Source organism: Pseudomonas sp. DL (genome assembly GCF_047199225.1).
Lineage (GTDB): Bacteria > Pseudomonadota > Gammaproteobacteria > Pseudomonadales > Pseudomonadaceae > Pseudomonas > Pseudomonas aeruginosa.
In genome coordinates this window covers 2,905,176-2,922,562 of record NZ_CP178323.1, presented here as the reverse complement: position 1 = coordinate 2,922,562, position 17,387 = coordinate 2,905,176, and the positions used below count along the sequence as shown (strand labels likewise).

Below are 17,387 nucleotides of genomic sequence, written 5' to 3'. Positions count from 1 at the left end.
CCGCGTCAGAGCCGCTGCTCGTTGGCCGCGGCGCGGCGCTCGGGCGCCGCGGAACCGGCGGCACCGCCCCAGGAAGCCTTGCCGGGGCTGTAGACATCCTGTTCGTCGAGGGTCACCAGGCCGCTTTCCACCAGGCGCCCGAGGACCTGGCGGATGCTCACCAGGGACAGCGGCGTACCGGTTTCGGAGAGACGCCGGTGCAGGGTGCGGATCGGCACCCGGCCCTGCTCCCCCGAGGCTTCCCAGAGCGCATCGATCACTTTCAGCCGGGCCAGGCTCATCTTCAGGCCGGCCTCCTTCAACATCTGTTTGACGGGCGAATGGGTCATCGTGACGCTCCTTTCGTGGACGAGTGGGTAGCGGGTCCCCGCCGAAGCCGAGCATCCCTGCTCGCTGCCTGCACGTGTTCCCTGGAACCGGGCGGCTGTGGGCCGCCTCTATGGTTAAAGACGAACGAGCGCGGAAAAACCGTCAGTTTTTTTCCCATCAGATCTGATAGGCATTGCTTATCATTCGCGAATGCTTAGCCGTTGCAGTTGCGGGTCGGCGTCGATCTGCCTGTCGCTGAACGGCAAGGTCTGCCATTGCTGGCGGGAAAACAGCTCGGTCTGGTCGCGGTAGTGCGGCGAGCGCGGATCGCTGGACTGGGAGAAAGCCAGCAACCCGCGAGCCTTGGGCCCTTCCTCGGGGAAGGTCACCAGCTGGATGTAGCTGGTACCGCCGACCACCTCCAGGTGGTCGCCCTTGCGGACGCTCTGGATCGCGTTGTAGACCCCGAAATGGCCATCGCCGCCGGGAATCGCGATGCGTTCCTGGCCACGGGTGCTCACTTGCAGGTCGCCCCAGCGCGCGCCGTCGGGAATCCCGCTCTTCTCCACCTCCGCCGCCGCGTCCGCCAGCGCCTGGCGCACCTGGGTCGCCACCTGCGGCCGGTCGAGGGCGATGCCTTGCGGCGTATCCAGGGGACGTTGCGCATCGAACGTTTCCTTCCACGCGCCGTCGAGTTCGGCGAAGCGTTGCATGAAGCGCTGGAAGTAGACGAAGCCGCTGCCGCTGTCGAGGTTGGCGCCACGGTCCCACTGCGCCAGGGCCGCGCAGGCACGGGCAAGGGAATTCTCGCCCTGGTTGTCGCGGCACAGGCGGAGCAGGTCCGGCAGCACCTGGTCGGCGCTGAAGACATGGTTGGCGGTGACCATCTCCTCGAGCGTCTTCGCCTCCAGCGGCTGCTTGCCCTGTAGCCGGCTCAGGGCGTAGCGCGCCCGCGGACCGATGGGCTTCTCCTGGCTGACCAGGGGCGAGAAGCCCTGCAGCGGGCTCGCCGGGTTGGTCAGCCAGGCGCTGTCGTTGGAGTTCTGCACGAAGTCCCTGCGCAACAGCACCGGCAGTTGCGCCGCCGGGGTGATGCCAGCCTGGGCCGCGGCCGGGTCGCGGCTCCAGGCACAGCGGCTGTCCTGCCCCTGGAGGGCCGGCAGGCCTTCGGCGACCAGTTGCGGAATGGCGCAGGCGGGAATCAGTTCCGGCTTCAGGTAGGGCACCACCGACTGGTTCATGTACAGGGCGTTGCCCTGCTCGTCCGCGGCCAGGGTGTTGACCCAGGGGATCCCCTGTAGCGCCTCGACGCGCCGGCGCAGGTCGGCGACGTCGCTGGCCTGGTTGATCGAGTACCACTGTTGCAGTACCCGGGTGTTCTCCAGGTTGGCGTCACGCAGCGCATAGGCCTCGCTGCGGTTCCAGTCCAGCTTGCCGGGCCAGACCACCAGCGGGCCGTAGATCGACTGGTAGACCTTGTGCTCGACGCGCGACAGCTTGCCGTCGGCGCCGCGCACCTCGATCGCGACGGACTTCTCCTCCAGCGGCAGCGAACGACCGTCGACCAGGTAGCGCCGCGGGTCCTTCGGGTCCAGCGCCAGGCGATACAGGGTGAAGTGGCTGGAGGTATCCACCGTGTGGGTCCAGGCCAGGTGGCGGCTGAAGCCGATGTTGACCACCGGCAGGCCGGGCAGCGAGGCCCCCATCACGTCGAGCCGGCCGGGAATGGTCAGGTGCATCTGGTAGAAACGCATCGCGCCGTTCCAGGGGAAGTGCGGGTTGGCCAGGAGCATGCCCTTGCCGTCCGCCGAACGTTCGCTGCCAACGGCAATGGCGTTGCTGCCGCGCTCCAGGCGGAAGCGCTGGCGCCGCTGCTCGGCGACCTGGAACGCCTGCTCGCCGCTCAGGGCGACCTTCTCCGTGCCGGGCGGCGCGGCGGCCACCAGCGCGTCGGCGAACTGGCCGACCCCGCCTTCGACCAGCAGGCGCCGGGTCAGGCGCAGCAGGTCATCGGTCGCGATGGCCCGCAGCCAGGACTGGCCAAGGCAACTGGTGGTCTTGCCGTCGGCCTCGCGGAGGAAGCGGTTGAAACCGGCGGCGTAGCCTTCGAGCAACTGGCGTACCGCGGGCGTCTGCGCCTGCCAGAAGGCTTGCAGCGCCTCGGGTTGGTTGAGCCAGGCGTAGAAGATGTCGGACGGCAGGTTGTCCAGCTCGGCCGACGACTTGCCCTCGCTGCCGAAATAGCGCGCCCGCTCGCCGCGCGCGGTGACGATCTCCTCGGCCAGCAGGCAGGCGTTGTCGCGCGCGTAGGCGTAGCCGATGCCATAGCCCAGGCCGCGCTCATCCTTGGCCCGGATGTGCGGCACGCCATAGGCGGTCCAGCGGATGTCCGCGGCCAGCCCGGTCGGCCGCGGCATATCGGCCTGGACCGGCATCATCGAACCCAACAGCATGCCGGCCAGGCCGGTCAGTACGGTACGCATCCCCATCGATGTCATTTCTCTGCAAAGTGGTGGCCGGAACGGCCGGGACATGCAACGAAAACGCCCTGCGTGCCGGGCATCCCCTGGCGGGGAAACGGGCAACACAGGGCGTGGCGGCGTGGCGCCGATCAGCTGGCCAGGGCGTGCTCGTGCAGGGCGCGGGCCGGAGCGCCGGGCTTCAGGTGCTGGTACAGGGAGCCGGAGATTTCCTCGGCACGTACCGGCAGCACCGACAGCAGGGTGTCGCTGAGGCCATGGCTGGCCTGGCTGAAGCCCTGCGCGTAGATCGCCACCTTGCAGCGCTCGTCGGTCTGCAGGCGGTAGTCGCGGCCGATCTCATGGTCGCCGAGGTACTCCGCCAGCGGTTCGAGCAGTTGGCGGTGCAACTGGCGCTCATAGCCGGTGGCCAGGATCACTGCGTCGTAGATCTCTACGCTTAGCTCGCCGCTACCGGCGTCGCGCAACGCCAGCTCGATGCCCTGGGCGGTGGCGGTCGCGCGCTCCACAGTAGTCATGCAACGGAAGGCGTGGCGCGGGATGCCGGAGACTTTCTGGCGGTAGAAGACGCCGTAGATGCGCTCGATCAGGTCGGTATCCACCACCGAATAGTTGGTGTTGTGGTATTCGCGCAGCAAACGCTCGCGTTCGGCATGCTCGCGGCTGTAGATGAGATCGGTGAACTTCGGCGCGAACACTTCGTTGACGAACGGGCTATCGTCCGCCGGCTTGAGCGCCGAGGCACGCAGGATCATGTCGGCCTGCACCGACGGGTAGCTGTCGTTGAGGTCGATGAAGGCCTCCGCCGCGCTCTGCCCGCCGCCGATGATGGCGATCTTCATCGGCTTGCCGCTGCTGCAGGGCTGCTTGGCCATGTGCTCCAGGTACTGGCTGTGGTGGAACACCCGGCCGTCGCCCTTGAGCGCACGGAACACCTGCGGGATACGCGGGGTGCCGCCGGGACTGACCACCAGGGCGCGGGTGGTGCGCACCAGTTCCTCGCCGTCGGCGTTGCGCGAGATCACCCGCAGCGCCTCGACCTGGCCGGCGCTCAGCATCGGCTCGATGCGCAGGACCTCTTCGCCGTAGCGGCTCTGCTCCTGGAAGTGGCTGGCGACCCAGCGCAGGTAGTCGTTGAACTCCATCCGGCAGGGATAGAAGGTGCCCAGGTTGATGAAGTCGACCAGGCGATCGTGCTTGTGCAGGTAGTTGACGAAGGAATACGGGCTGGTGGGGTTGCGCAGGGACACCAGGTCCTTGAGGAAGGAGATCTGCAACTCGCTCTGCGACACCAGGGTGTTGCCGTGCCAGCGGTAGTCGCCCTGCTTGTCCAGGAACAGCACTTCCAGGGCGCCCTGCGCCTGGGCCCGTTCCTGGAGGGCAATCGCCAGGGCGATATTGGAAGGGCCGAAGCCGACACCGATGAGATCGTGAACCACGGCGGTTGCAGTTGCCTGAGTCATTTCCAGTTCCTCTGGATTGGCCCCCTTTCAAGCGGGAGCGATAAGTCGAGAGCAGCCCTGGAGGGCCATCTGTTGACTAGGAACGAGGACAGGGAAATGAAATTTAAGCGTTGCCGAGCACGAATAGCGAAATCAGTCGGCTTCCCATTCGCGCATGCGCACCCGACAGTGCTTCATCGCGTTGACGATGTGCTTTTCCACCAGGCTGCGGGAAATATTGAGATGTTCGGCGATCTGCGAATGGGACAGGCCGTCCAGCTTGCGCAACAGGAAGGAACTGCGGCAGATGGCCGGCAACTCGGCCAGCGCGCGCTGCAGGTTGTCCAGGCGCTGCCCCTGGTCGACCACCGTCTGCGGCGAGGGACTGGCCAGGCCCTCCTCGTCGTCCAGGACCTCCAGGGGTTCCGCCCGGCGCACCCGGCTGCGACGGTGCTCGTCCACCGCCAGGTTGAGCGCCGTCCGGTACAGAAAAGCCTTCGGATGCTCGATCTGCGCTTGACTGGAGCGCTCCAGAACGCGCAAATACGCGTCGTGGGCGACATCCGCCGCTGCGTGTCGATCCCCGAGCCTGGCACTGAGGAATCGCAGCAGCTCCCGATAATGGTTTTCCAAGACGACTCCTGCTCGCTGCCTCTACGGCACTGTCCTTCCAAGGGCGGGATCGCCTGCCGGCGACATTGGCAGTATGAAATCATTAAATTTATAATAATTCTCATCAAGCTTTAAAGCCTTGTTTCGCTCGCAGCGCAATCCGAAGGCATAACTGGAACCCTCGATGAAGACACCCTCTCCCGCCGACAGCGACACCCTTGTGCAGGACGCCGCGCATTGGTGCATGCGCCTGCACGCCGAGGACTTCTCCGAGGAAGAGCGTGGCGAGTTCCAGCGCTGGCTGGCAGCCGATCCCCGGCACGCCGCCGAATACGCAGAAATGGAGGAGATCTGGGCGCTCAGCGAACTGCTGCCGCGAACGCCGGCGCCCGAGCTTCGCAACCACGCCGCAACCCGCCCGCTCGGCCGTCGCCGCAGGGGCTGGAAGAGCCAGGCACGCGCCGCCGCCCTCGCCCTGCTTATGTTACCGACGGCCGGCTACCTCGGCTGGCTGCAAGGCTGGATTCCTTCCAACTACCAGCGCTACGAGGCCGAGGGCAACGTCAGGCATGTCGTTCTTCCCGACGGCAGCGAGGTCGAACTGGACCTCAATACGCAGCTGAGCTTCGCCAATTTCAAGGACATCCGCCGGGTTTCCCTGGACAGGGGCGAGGCCTACTTCCATGTCACCCACGACAGCGCGCACCCCTTCGTGGTCAAGGCCGGCAACGGCTCGATCACCGTCACCGGCACCCGCTTCAACGTCTGGAAGTACCAGGACAACGTGGTAGTCACCGTCACCGAGGGCTCGGTGAAGGTCCGCAGCGAAGGCTCGGGCAACGACAGCAGCCTGACTCCCGGCATGCAGGCCAGCTACTATCCGGGCCTGCTGCAACCGTTGGTCGAAGCCGTGGATACCCGCCAGACGCTAGCCTGGCGCGAGGGCCGCCTGGTACTCGACGACCTGCCCCTGTCCAAGGCCCTGCCGCTGATCAACCGCTACCTCGACGCTCCGCTGGTCCTGGGCGACAGGAGCGCTGCGAAACTGCGCATTGGCGGGATCTACAGCACCCGCGACATCCGCAGCCTGGTCGACGCCCTGCCGAAAGTCCTGCCCGTGGACCTGGAACATCGCGAGGACGGCAGCATCCGCATCAGCAGCCGTTACGCCCAGCTCTGAACCCAGGTTAAATTTAGCCGCCCTGGCCTCGTATATCTGGCAGTGCCCAGCCTGCCGATCCAGCGGCGGCGGTCTCTCCACGCACCGGCCGGATTCCCGAATGAGACGAACCCGTAGTACTCGTCGCGCACTGCTCGTCGCAGTCTGCCTCAGCCCCCTGATCGCCCTGGCCGCCTGGCAGGCCTATCCGTTCCGCAGCAACAGCTTCGATACCGTGAGCGTCAGCCGCGGCAGCATCGAGAGCAGCGTCTCGGCGCTCGGCACCCTGCAACCGCGGCGCTACGTCGACGTCGGCGCCCAGGCCTCCGGGCAGATCCGCAAGTTGCACGTCGAGGCCGGGGACGATGTGACGGAAGGCCAGTTGCTGGTCGAGATCGACCCCTCCACCCAGCAGGCCAAGGTCGATGCCGGCCGCTATTCGATCGAGATGCTCAAGGCCCAGCTGGCCGAGCAACGTGCCCAGTACACCCTCGCCCGCCAGCAGTACCAGCGCCAGCAGCGGCTGGCCGCCGGCGGCGCGACGCGTACCGAGGACGTGCAGAGCGCCCAGGCGCAGATGCTCGCCACCCAGGCGCGGATCGAGATGTACCAGGCGCAGATCCGCCAGGCCCAGGCCTCGTTGCGCAGCGACGAAGCCGAACTCGGCTATACCCGCATCTACGCGCCGATGTCCGGCACGGTGGTGGCGGTCGATGCGCGCGAAGGCCAGACCCTCAATGCCCAGCAGCAGACCCCGTTGATCCTGCGGATCGCCAAATTGTCGCCGATGACCGTCTGGGCCCAGGTTTCGGAAGCCGACATCGGCCGAGTCAAGCCCGGCATGCCGGCCTACTTCACGACCCTCAGCGGCGAAGGCCGGCGCTGGACCGGCAAGGTCCGGCAGATCCTCCCGGTGCCGCCCAAGCCGCTGGACCAGAGCAACCAGGGCGGCGGCAGCCCCACCAGCGGCAGCGGCGGGCAGAGCGGCAGCGGCCGGGTGGTGCTGTATACCGTGCTGGTCGACGTGGACAACGGCGACCACCAACTGATGGCGGAAATGACCGCCCAGGTGTTCTTCGTCGCCGCCACCGCGGAAAACATCCTCACCGCGCCGGTCGCCGCCATTCACGACGACGGCAAGGGCGGCCAGGTCGCCTGGGTGGTCGGCAGCAATGGCAAGCCGCAGAGCCGCCAGATCAGGACCGGCATCAGCGACCGCCTGCGGGTACAGGTGCTTGCCGGCCTGGAGGAAGGCGACCGCCTGTTGATGGCCGCTCCCGACGGCAGCGACAGCTGATGGAAAACGCCACGCAACCCGTCCCCCTGATCGAACTGCGCGACATCCGCAAGCGCTACGGCGGCAATGGCACTCCGGAAGTCGAGGTACTCAAGGGCGTATCGCTGTCGATCCACGCCGGCGAGTTCGTCGCCATCGTCGGCGCCTCCGGCTCCGGCAAGTCGACCCTGATGAACATCCTCGGCTGCCTCGACCGGCCCAGCTCCGGCAGCTACCACTTCGCCGGCCACGACGTCGCCGAACTGGACAGCGACGAGCAGGCCTGGCTGCGCCGCGAGGCATTCGGCTTCGTGTTCCAGGGCTATCACCTGATCCCCTCCGCCTCGGCCCAGGAAAACGTCGAGATGCCGGCGATCTACGCCGGCACCCCGGCGAGCGAGCGGCACACCCGCGCGCGGGCCCTGCTCGAGCGCCTGGGCCTGGCCGAGCGCACCGCCAACCGTCCGCACCAGTTGTCCGGCGGCCAGCAGCAGCGGGTATCGATCGCCCGCGCGCTGATGAACGGCGGCCATATCATCCTCGCCGACGAACCCACCGGCGCCCTCGACAGCCACAGCGGCGCGGAAGTCATGGCGCTGCTCGACGAGCTGGCCAGCCAGGGCCACGTGGTGATCCTGATCACCCACGACCGCGACGTCGCCGCCCGCGCCAAGCGCATCATCGAGGTGCGTGACGGCGAGATCGTCAGCGACAGCGCCAACGACGAGCGCCCGGCGCACCCGAGCGCCGGCGTCGAGCGCCACCTGCAAGCCGACGATCTCAGCCAGCGCCTCGCCGAGGGCAGCAGCGAACCCTCGGGGGCCTGGCGCGCCGAACTGCTGGAGGCGGTGCGCGCCGCCTGGCGGGTGATGTGGATCAATCGGTTCCGCACCGCGCTGACCCTGCTCGGGATCATCATCGGCGTCGCCTCGGTGGTGGTCATGCTCGCCGTCGGCGAGGGCAGCAAGCGCCAGGTGATGGCGCAGATGGGCGCGTTCGGCTCGAACATCATCTATCTCAGCGGCTACTCGCCGAACCCGCGCGCGCCGATGGGCATCGTCAGCAGCGACGACGTCGCCGCCATCGCCACCCTGCCCCAGGTGAAGAAGGTCATGCCGGTGAACGGCGGCGAGCTGGTGGTGCGCTACGGCAACATCGACTACCACGCCTACGTCGGCGGCAACAACACCGACTTCCCGGAAATCCTCAACTGGCCGGTGGCCGAGGGCAGCTACTTCACCGAGCGCGACGAAGACGCCGCCACCACGGTCGCGGTGATCGGCTACAAGGTGCGCAAGAAGCTGTTCGGCAGCGCCAACCCGATCGGCCGCTACATCCTCATCGAGAACGTGCCGTTCCAGGTCATCGGCGTGCTCGCCGAGAAAGGCTCCAGCTCCGGCGACAAGGATGCCGACAACCGCATCGCCATCCCCTACTCCGCTGCCAGCATCCGCCTGTTCGGCACGCGCAACCCCGAGTACGTGATCATCGCCGCCGCCGACGCCCAGCGCGTGCACCAGGCCGAACGCGCCATCGACCAGTTGATGCTGCGCCTGCACCGCGGCCAGCGCGACTACGAGCTGACCAACAACGCGGCGATGATCCAGGCCGAGGCGAAGACCCAGAACACCCTGTCGCTGATGCTCGGCTCGATCGCCGCGATCTCCCTGCTGGTAGGCGGGATCGGCGTGATGAACATCATGCTCATGACCGTGCGCGAACGCACCCGCGAGATCGGCATCCGCATGGCCACCGGCGCCCGCCAGGGCGATATCCTCCGCCAGTTCCTCACCGAGGCGGCGATGCTCTCGGTGGTCGGCGGCCTGGCCGGGATCGCCCTGGCCCTATGCATCGGCGGCGTGCTGCTGCTCGGCCAGGTCGCGGTGGCCTTTTCCCTGTCGGCCATCGTCGGCGCCTTCAGTTGCGCGCTGGTCACCGGACTGGTGTTCGGCTTCATGCCGGCGCGCAAGGCCGCCCAGCTGGACCCGGTGGCCGCCCTGGCCAGCCAATGACGGACATGTCCATGAAGAATCTTTCCCTGATTTCCGCCTGCCTGCTGCTCGGCGCCTGCGGCAGCACGCCGGCGCCCCTCGACAGCGGCCTGGCCGCGCCCCCTCAGTGGCGCTACCTGGCGGCCGGGCGCAGCGATGCCAGCGACATCCGCCAGTGGTGGAAGGCCTTCGGCGCGCCGGAACTGGACAGCCTGCTGCAACGCGCGCTGCTGAACAGCCAGGACCTCGGCGCGGCGGTGGCCCGCGTACGCCAGGCCCAGGCCTCGGCGGTGATCGCCGGCGCGCCGTTGCTGCCGGAGCTGAATGCGACGCTCGGCGCCAGCCGGCAGAAACTCCTGCGCGACTCGGGCTACAGCGGTACCGACGCGACCTCCGACAACGATGCCGTCGACTCCTTCTCCGCCGGCCTCAGCGCCAGCTACGAAGTGGACTTCTGGGGCGGTCGCCGGGCTGCCTACCGCAGTGCCCTGGAAAGCCTCAAGGCCAGCGAGTACGACCGCGCAACGGTAGAGCTGACCCTGCTCTCCGGCGTCGCCAACAGCTACCTGCAGGTATTGGCGCTGCGCGAACAGCAGCGCATCGCCAGGCTCAACCTGGACAACGCCGAGCACGTCCTGCGCCTGGTGGAGACCCGCCATGCCGCGGGCTCGGCCACCGCCCTGGAGGTCGCCCAGCAGAGCAGCCTGGTCGCCAGCCAGCGCAAGCAGCTGCCGCTGCTCGAGCAGCAGGCCCATGAGGCGCTGATTACCCTGGCCACCCTGATCGGCGAGCCGGTGCAGGCGCTACAGGTGGCCGAGCGGCCTTTCGACAGCCTGCGCTGGCCGGAGACCGGAGCGGGCCTGCCGAGCGAACTGCTCAGCCGCCGTCCCGATATCGCCAACGCCGAAGCGCAACTGGCCGCGGCCCAGGCCGACGTGCAGGTGGCGCGCGCGGCGCTGTTCCCCAAGCTGACCCTGAGCGCCTCGCTGTCGTCCGGCGCCAACCGCGCCGCCGACACTTTCCGCAACCCCTATTACAACCTGGGCGCCAACCTGCTCGCCCCGATCTTCAACCACGGCCGCCTGCGCGCCGAGCGCGACCGCAGCCTGGCGCGCCAGGAAGAACTGCTGGAAACCTACCGCAAGGCGATCCTCACCGCCTTTGCCGACACCGAACGCTCGCTGAACAGCATCGACGGCCTCGACCGCCAGCTGCACTGGCAGCAGCAGGAGCTTGAGCAGGCGCAGCGCGCCTTCGATCTCTCCGACAGCCGCTACCAGGCCGGCGCGGAAACCCTGCTGACGGTCCTCGAAACGCAACGCACGCTGTACGCGGCGCAGGATGCCGCCGTGCAACTGCGACTGGCCCGCCTGCAGGCCTCGGTCGGCCTGTACAAGGCCCTCGGCGGCGGCTGGCAGAGCGACCGCCAGGGTCTCGCGCGGAAAGACTGAGGCCCGCGTTGCGCGGGCCTCCTCCATCCTTACTCGCTCTTTCGCCGTTCAGCGCCTGAGCTGGTCGCGCGCCAGCTTCAGGTTGCGCGCGTACCAGGGCCGCCGCGGCGCACGCTTGAGCCAGCCGCTCAACTGGTCTTCTTCGCTGAAGATGATGCGCAAAGCCAGCTTCATGGTTTCCACGTCCAGCTCCACCGAGTTGCTGCTCGCCTGGACATCCGAGAGCCCGCATCCATGGGTCGCCGGGCCCAGCCAGGGATCGCCGACCTCGACCCATCGACCGGGCGCGAACCATTGGATGCCCTCCACTTCGCGGCGCTGCACTTCGCCAGGATGGAAACGCTCGTGGGCGCGATACCAGTCCTCGATGCGGTCGTCGATCCAGCCGTGGAACGACCAGAACACCGGATTCACATGGGAGGAAAACGGGTCGCCGAGGAAGTCGTTCTCCGGGCGGAACCAGCGCGGGGCGAAATCGGCCGGAAAACGGTCGGTCATGACCGGGGCGCCGTTGGAAGGGTCCCTCGTCACCGAGGCCCAGCGCATGTGCAGCCAGTCATGCATGCCCAGTTCCAGCTCCGAACCGAACTGGCCGAGGGTCAGCTTCGCCAGGTACGTCGGGTCCTGGTACTGCGATTCCCAGACCAGGAAATTGGCATGGTAGGCCTCGGCGCTTTTCAGGCCATGCAGCCACTCGCTGTACTCGTCGTCATCCACTGCCACCCAGGCCGGAGGCACGGAAAACCCGTCCGGATTGTCGAAGTAACGGATGAAGCCGGGACGATCGTACTCCAGCGGCACCACAGGTCGCGGCAGACGCTCCCAGGACGGCAGGTCCTGCATGGAACGCGCGGTGTGCAGCATGTGCCGGTGCATGAAAAAGAAGTCGATACCCGAGGCATTGCGATCCTTGCGCGGCCCTCGCGCATCGCGTTCGCGGTCCAGCGGGCCGGGCTGCCAACCGACTCCGCGCAACGCATTGCGTTGTTTTTCCGAAAGCCGATGCCATTTGTCCCGCGAAGCGTGCCATAGCTGGTGGAACAGTCGGTGCTGCGGCGACACCAGCCAACCGAGAAGTTTCTCGTTGAGCACGATGCGCTCATGGGCCAGGGGGAAGTGACGCTTTACCGCAACGAAGCGAAAATCCTCGTTCGGCGACAGCGGCGAACGCTCCAGGCGCTGTATGCGTCCGCTCAGGGTTCCGTCGCCCGCGTTCGCATAGTCTGCCCAGACCTCGTCGAACACCGCCGAGCAATCGTGAGTCGGCGCCACGGAACCGCTCGCCTGGTCCACCAAACGCCAGCGGATGCTTGCAGAACTGGCTCCGAGCAAGTCGCCAAGCACACGGAAGCGCGGCGGCTCCGCCGCGAGGAGACGTTCAGGAGTATCCAGGTAGCCAATCAGGCCGCGCCCCTTGGGTGCCACGTCCAGCACCAGTTGCAAGCCCTCCCGAGGCAGCCCGGGCAGTTCGGCATCACCGCCTACCAGGCGCAGGTCCCATAGACCGCGCAGGCGGTCGCCCAGTCGTATGCCATCGGTAGCCGCCAGGTCGAGCGAAGCCTCGTCAGGCGTCTGCGGCTCCTCTTCGCGGGTCAGATGACGATGTGTGTAGTAAGCCACCGGCAGCGCCGCCGCCCCGGTAAGGGCCAGGCCCGCCATGAATCCGCGTCGAGAAACCGTCATCGTCCTACCTGTATCAACCGTGAAGCTCGCTTTATCCAGCTAGAACGTTCCTTCCGTCGGCAAATTTACCGCCCACATGCCGTTCCACAGGCAACTCGACAATCCCTCCCGCGGCGCTAAATTTTCCCGCTCCGGCCTCGTCCCACCCTGACAGGTGAGTCCGCTTCGGCAGACGCTCATCCGCGCTTTCGATCTCGAACCTGACTGGGACGGCAATGACTAGAACACGCACACGCAAGGCCCTCTACCTCGGCTTGCCGATCTTCCTCATCCTCGTCGGCGGCGGCCTGCTGGCCTGGAAGACCTTCGGCCCGAGCGAAGCGGGCTACCCGCGCAAGGTCATGAAGCACGCCGAGGAGTTGCATGAGCGCATCCTCTCCTTCGATAGCCGGATCACCATCCCGCCGGACTTCGGCACCGAAGGCAACGAGTTCGACAAGGACGGACCGAACCAGCTCGACCTGGTCAAGGCGGGCCGCGGGCGCCTGTCCGGCGCTGCCCTGGCGATCTTCGGCTGGCCGGAGATGTGGAACGGCCCGAACGCGCCGCACAAGCCGACCCCCGGTTTCGTCGACGAAGCCCGCCACCAGCAGGAAATTCGTTACAAGATTCTCACCGGCATGGTCCGCGACTTTCCCAACCAGGTCGGCATCGCCTACTCCCCCGAGGACTTCCGCCGCCTGGCCATGGAAGGCAAGTTCGCCATCGTCATGAGCATGCTCAACGCCTACCCGCTGGGCGACGACCTGTCCCAGCTGGACAAATGGGCCGCCCGCGGCGTGCGCATGTTCGGCTTCAATTATGTCGGCAACAACGATTGGTCCGACTCTTCCCGTCCCTTGCCATTCTTCAACGACACGGCGGATGCCCTGGGCGGCCTCTCCCCGCTAGGCAAGCAGGCGGTCGAACGGCTCAACGATCTCGGGGTGATCATCGACGTCTCGCAGATGTCGACCAAGGCCCTGGAACAGGTCGCCGCCCTCAGCCGCGCGCCCATCGTCGCCTCGCACTCCGCGCCGCGCGCCCTGGTGGACATCAAGCGCAACCTCAGCGACCACGAGATGCAACTGATCAAGGACAGCGGCGGCGTGATCCAGGTGGTCGGCTTCCCCGCCTACCTGCGTCCGCTGAGCAAACCGACCCTGGACAAGCTCAACGCCCTGCGCGCGCGCTTCGACCTGCCGCCCCTGGAAGGCCTGGACTATGCGCTGATGCCGGGCGATCCGATCATCACCATCTGGCCGGAACAACGCTTCGGTGAATACGCCAGCGCCCTCTACGGCATCCTGGAGGAGGAGCCCAAGGCCGGCCTCAAGGAACTGGTGGACGCCATCGACTACACGGTGAAGAAGGTCGGCATCGACCACGTGGGCATCAGCTCGGACTTCAACGACGGTGGCGGCGTGGACGGCTGGAAGGATGTCAGCGAAATCCGCAACGTCACTGCCGAACTGATCACCCGCGGTTATTCCGATGCCGACATCGCCAAGCTCTGGGGAGGCAACTTCCTGCGCGCCTGGGGCGAAGTGCAAAAACGCGCCAAGCCGACAGCCACCCCCTGACCACGCCGCAACGGACCTCCCGATGAACGACCGTCGTACCTTTCTCAAGCAGGCCGGCATTCTCGCCGCCGGCCTGCCGCTGCTTTCCGCTGCCCAGTCGCTCCGCGCCGAAGGCGCACCGAGCGACGCCGGCAATAAGTGGAAAGCGCTGCGCCAGCAATTCGATCTCGACCCGCAGTATCTGCACTTCGCCAACTTCCTCCTCACCTCCCACCCTCGGCCGGTGCGGGAGGCCATCGAGCGCCTGCGGGTCCGCTTCGACCGCAACCCGGGCGAAGCGGTGGACTGGCATCGCGAGGAAATCTGGAAATACGAGGACGAGGCTCGCGCCTGGGCAGGTCGCTACTTCGCCGTGCAACCTGGCCAGGTGGCGCTCACCGGCAGCACCACCGACGGCCTGGCGGCGATCTACGGCGGCCTGCTGGTGCAGCCGGGCAAGGAGATCCTGACCTCCTCCCACGAGCACTACTCCACCTACACCACCCTGGAATACCGGCACAAGCGCATGGGTACCCAGGTCCGCGAGTTCCCGCTGTTCAAGGACCCGCACCGGGTTTCCGCCGACGAGATCCTGTCCAGCATCGCCGCTCAGATCCGCCCGCAGACCCGGGTGCTGGGCATGACCTGGGTGCAGTCGGGCAGCGGCGTGAAGCTGCCGATCCGCGAGATCGGCAAGCTGGTGCGCGAACTCAACCAGAAGCGCGACGAACAGGACCGGATCATCTACGTGGTCGACGGCGTGCATGGTTTCGGCGTGGAAGACGTCAGCTTCGCCGACTTCGACTGCGACTACTTCATCGCCGGCACCCACAAGTGGCTGTTCGGCCCGCGTGGCACCGGGGTCATCATCGCCCGCTCGGAACAGCTCCAGGAGCACCTGGTGCCGAGCATCCCGACCTTCTCCCGCGCCGACAACTTCGGCACCCTGATGACCCCTGGCGGCTACCACGCCTTCGAACATCGCCTGGCCCTGGGCACGGCCTTCGAGCTGCACCTGCAGTTGGGCAAGGCCGAGGTCCAGGCGCGTATCCACCAGCTCAACGCCTACCTCAAGCAGCGCCTGGGCGAGCATCCCAAGGTCCGCCTGGTCACGCCGACCAGCCCCGAGCTGTCTTCGGGCTTCACCTTCTTCCGCGTCGAAGGCCGCGATTGCGAGGCGGTCGCCAAACACCTGATGGCGCACCGGGTAATCAGCGACGCCGTGGATCGCGATGTCGGCCCGGTGGTGCGCCTGGCGCCGAGCCTGCTGAACGACGAGGCGGAGATCGACCGGGTGCTGGAAATCCTCGCCCCGCAACTCGCCTGACCCCTTTCGCCACTCAACGAGAACCGCCATGCACGCATTATCGCCCCTGGCCCTGGCCGCACTGATCGTCGCCACCGCCCCCGCCTTCGCCGACGAAGCGAAGAAACCCGGCACGGTGTTCAAGGATTGCAAGGACTGCCCGGAGATGGTCGTACTGCCCGCCGGCAGCTTCACCATGGGCACCCCGGACGACGAGGTCGGCCGCCAGCCCGACGAGGGCCCGCTGCACGACGTGACCTTCGCCAAGCCGTTCGCCATCAGCCGCTACCAGGTCACCGCCGGCGAACTGGACGCCTACCTGAAGGCCACCGGCGTCAAGCTGGCCGACGGCGATACCCGCCCCGGCCGCGAATGCATCGCCGGCAAGCCGCGCTACCAGCAAGGCCCTCGCCAGCCGGCGGTGTGCGTCGACTACAACGACGTGAAGAACTACGCCGCCTGGCTGTCGAAGAAGACCGGCAAGCACTACCGCATGCTCAGCGAGGCCGAGCGCGAGTACGGCGCCCGCGCCGGCAGCGCCGGCCCCTTCCCCTTCCCCTTCGACGAAGGCAAGGAATACAGCATCGCCAAGCACGCCAACACCTACGGCGCCAGCGATGGCTACAACTTCACCTCGCCGGTGGGCAGCTTCCCGCCCAACGCCTTCGGCGTCTACGACATGCACGGCAACGTCTACGAGTGGGTCGCCGACTGCTGGCACGACCACTACAACGGCGCGCCGAGCGACGGCAGCGCGTGGATGGAGGACAAGTGCGAGCTGGTGCAGATCCGCGGCAACGACTGGGGCGAGCCGCCGATCTTCTCGCGCTCGGGCAACCGCAACAATGCGGCCCCCAGCGACCGCGGCGACTGGATCGGCTTCCGCGTGGCGCGCGAACTCTGACTCAGAATGAAGAAGGCCGGAGCGACGACACCGCTCCGGCCTTTTCGAACCCCTCGAAGGAACCGGGTTCAGAGCTTCTCGGCGAGCAGCGCCAACCCTTCGTGCAAGGCCGGGAACAGGCTGTTGTTGAAGTTGTTCCAGCGCAGCTCGAGGATGGTGTCGTCGGGTGAAATCTCCGTTTTCAGCACATCATGGAACACTTCGCCGGAATCGATGCCATTGTCCACATAGTGGAACGATGCTCCGGTCCAGTACAGCGGCTCGACCGCGACCTTCTCCATGGTCGCCCAATCCACCACCTTCTCGCCCCGCGCTCCATACAACGCGTCCAGGGTCGCATAGGCGCCACGACGCTCGTAAGGCGAGTCCTCGCGCGTCACGCCAGGATGGATATTCATGATCCGCCGTGCGAACGGAGCACCCGGGCGTACCAGCTCATCGAGGATGACCAGGAGCCCGTCCAATACCACTACATCGGCGCCCAGCTCCACCAGGGTGTCATGCAGGCGTCGCTCGAAATCGCTCTTGCCGGCCACATGCTCGGGGGTACCCCGCGGGTACCGACGGTAGGTGGACGGCACGCTGAGCAAGAGGTCGTTCAGGGTCTTGCCTTGCACCTGCAGGTCTGCCGGATAGAACCATTGCTGCCCGGGACGATAGGCGAAACCGTAGTCCTTGATTTTTCCCTGGTCGCGAGGCAGCTCCGCGTCGTCGTCGTAGATCACGCCCACGAGCTCGTAGGCATCGCCCAGCGCAGTCTGGTTCAGCGCCTCCACCAAGGACTCCAGTACCGACTTCATGTACCGCTGTTCGCCCTTGTACGGCACGTACTGGCCGGCCTTGTCGGCCGCGGCGTTTCTCAGGGACCAGATATAGGCCAGTTTCCTTTTCGTCATTTCATCATTCCCAGGAGTGGATCGAGCGCCAGAGGAAGGCAGCGCCATGTCGAGTCGAAGCGCGCGTCGACCTGCGACGGGCGGGCGCGACACCTCTTCCTGATCTGCAACGAACGGCATCGCCTGCAATTTACGTGGAAGAACCTACGCCCCGCCGAACGCCGCTAAATACCGGGCATCCTGCTTCGTCTGTCTGCAAGGAGGCCGAGACGGGTGACGCATGCTCCTGGAGCCGGTCGCCGTCCGCATTCGCAGTGCCGCAACGAAAGCCTGCGCCAGGCCACCCCACTCAACCGTCCCATGCCTACCGGCCCAGCCGGGAGCGGCCATGGAACGA

General features: G+C 66.7%; 13 protein-coding genes. 7 read left to right on the top strand and 6 right to left on the bottom strand.

Annotated elements, in window-relative coordinates; all coding sequences use genetic code 11:
- Window positions 1-5 precede the first annotated feature (5 nt).
- From ACI766_RS13635 to fpvI, 4 genes are all read right to left on the bottom strand, one after another.
- Window positions 6-329 carry a transcriptional repressor gene (locus ACI766_RS13635; protein WP_003089535.1) on the bottom strand — a complete coding sequence of 108 codons (324 nt, stop codon included), beginning with the start codon at window positions 327-329 and terminating at the stop codon, window positions 6-8.
- A 180-nt stretch (window positions 330-509) separates the two neighbouring features.
- Window positions 510-2,798 carry an acyl-homoserine lactone acylase PvdQ gene (gene pvdQ / locus ACI766_RS13630; RefSeq protein ID WP_023104372.1) on the bottom strand — a complete coding sequence of 763 codons (2,289 nt, stop codon included), beginning with the start codon at window positions 2,796-2,798 and terminating at the stop codon, window positions 510-512.
- A 122-nt stretch (window positions 2,799-2,920) separates the two neighbouring features.
- Window positions 2,921-4,252: an L-ornithine N(5)-monooxygenase PvdA gene (gene pvdA / locus ACI766_RS13625; RefSeq protein WP_015648860.1), complete on the bottom strand. Its 1,332-nt coding sequence runs from the start codon at window positions 4,250-4,252 to the stop codon at window positions 2,921-2,923.
- Between the two features lie 132 nt (window positions 4,253-4,384).
- Window positions 4,385-4,864: a pyoverdine signaling pathway sigma factor FpvI gene (gene fpvI, locus ACI766_RS13620; RefSeq protein WP_003103620.1), complete on the bottom strand. Its 480-nt coding sequence runs from the start codon at window positions 4,862-4,864 to the stop codon at window positions 4,385-4,387.
- A 163-nt stretch (window positions 4,865-5,027) separates the two neighbouring features.
- Between fpvI and fpvR the strand changes: the two genes are divergently transcribed.
- The 4 genes from fpvR to ompQ all read left to right on the top strand — a co-directional run bounded on the left by fpvR (window position 5,028) and on the right by ompQ (window position 10,720).
- On the top strand, window positions 5,028-6,023 hold the full coding sequence (gene fpvR / locus ACI766_RS13615) for a pyoverdine signaling pathway anti-sigma factor FpvR (RefSeq protein WP_023104373.1): 996 nt from the start codon (window positions 5,028-5,030) through the stop codon (window positions 6,021-6,023).
- Window positions 6,024-6,123: 100 nt separating this feature from the next.
- A complete protein-coding gene (gene pvdR, locus ACI766_RS13610; RefSeq protein ID WP_003089547.1) occupies window positions 6,124-7,299 on the top strand; it encodes a pyoverdine export/recycling transporter periplasmic adaptor subunit PvdR in 1,176 nt (391 codons plus the stop codon).
- On the top strand, window positions 7,299-9,290 hold the full coding sequence (pvdT, locus tag ACI766_RS13605; RefSeq protein WP_003131508.1) for a pyoverdine export/recycling transporter ATP-binding/permease subunit PvdT: 1,992 nt from the start codon (window positions 7,299-7,301) through the stop codon (window positions 9,288-9,290). Before pvdR ends, pvdT begins: the two co-directional genes overlap by 1 nt.
- Before the next feature lie 5 nt (window positions 9,291-9,295).
- On the top strand, window positions 9,296-10,720 hold the full coding sequence (ompQ, locus tag ACI766_RS13600) for a pyoverdine export/recycling transporter outer membrane subunit OmpQ (RefSeq protein ID WP_019371757.1): 1,425 nt from the start codon (window positions 9,296-9,298) through the stop codon (window positions 10,718-10,720).
- Between the two features lie 48 nt (window positions 10,721-10,768).
- Here the strand turns inward: ompQ and pvdP are convergent, their stop codons facing one another.
- On the bottom strand, window positions 10,769-12,403 hold the full coding sequence (pvdP, locus tag ACI766_RS13595) for a pyoverdine maturation tyrosinase PvdP (protein WP_003124566.1): 1,635 nt from the start codon (window positions 12,401-12,403) through the stop codon (window positions 10,769-10,771).
- A 215-nt stretch (window positions 12,404-12,618) separates the two neighbouring features.
- On the opposite strand from pvdP, the gene pvdM reads away from it, so the two are divergent.
- Genes pvdM through ACI766_RS13580 form a run of 3 tightly spaced genes read left to right on the top strand, consistent with a single transcriptional unit; the run spans window position 12,619 to window position 16,154 of the window.
- Window positions 12,619-13,965: a pyoverdine-tailoring dipeptidase-like protein PvdM gene (gene pvdM / locus ACI766_RS13590; protein ID WP_003103610.1), complete on the top strand. Its 1,347-nt coding sequence runs from the start codon at window positions 12,619-12,621 to the stop codon at window positions 13,963-13,965.
- Between the two features lie 22 nt (window positions 13,966-13,987).
- Window positions 13,988-15,271: a pyoverdine-tailoring periplasmic protein PvdN gene (gene pvdN / locus ACI766_RS13585; protein ID WP_003122677.1), complete on the top strand. Its 1,284-nt coding sequence runs from the start codon at window positions 13,988-13,990 to the stop codon at window positions 15,269-15,271.
- 28 nt (window positions 15,272-15,299) lie between these two features.
- Entirely contained in the window at window positions 15,300-16,154 is an 855-nt protein-coding gene (locus ACI766_RS13580; RefSeq protein WP_003103606.1) for a formylglycine-generating enzyme family protein, read from the top strand.
- A 68-nt stretch (window positions 16,155-16,222) separates the two neighbouring features.
- Here the strand turns inward: ACI766_RS13580 and pvdF are convergent, their stop codons facing one another.
- Complete coding sequence (gene pvdF / locus ACI766_RS13575; RefSeq protein WP_003114501.1) at window positions 16,223-17,050, bottom strand: pyoverdine biosynthesis hydroxyornithine transformylase PvdF; 828 nt, start codon at window positions 17,048-17,050, stop codon at window positions 16,223-16,225.
- Window positions 17,051-17,387 lie beyond the last annotated feature (337 nt).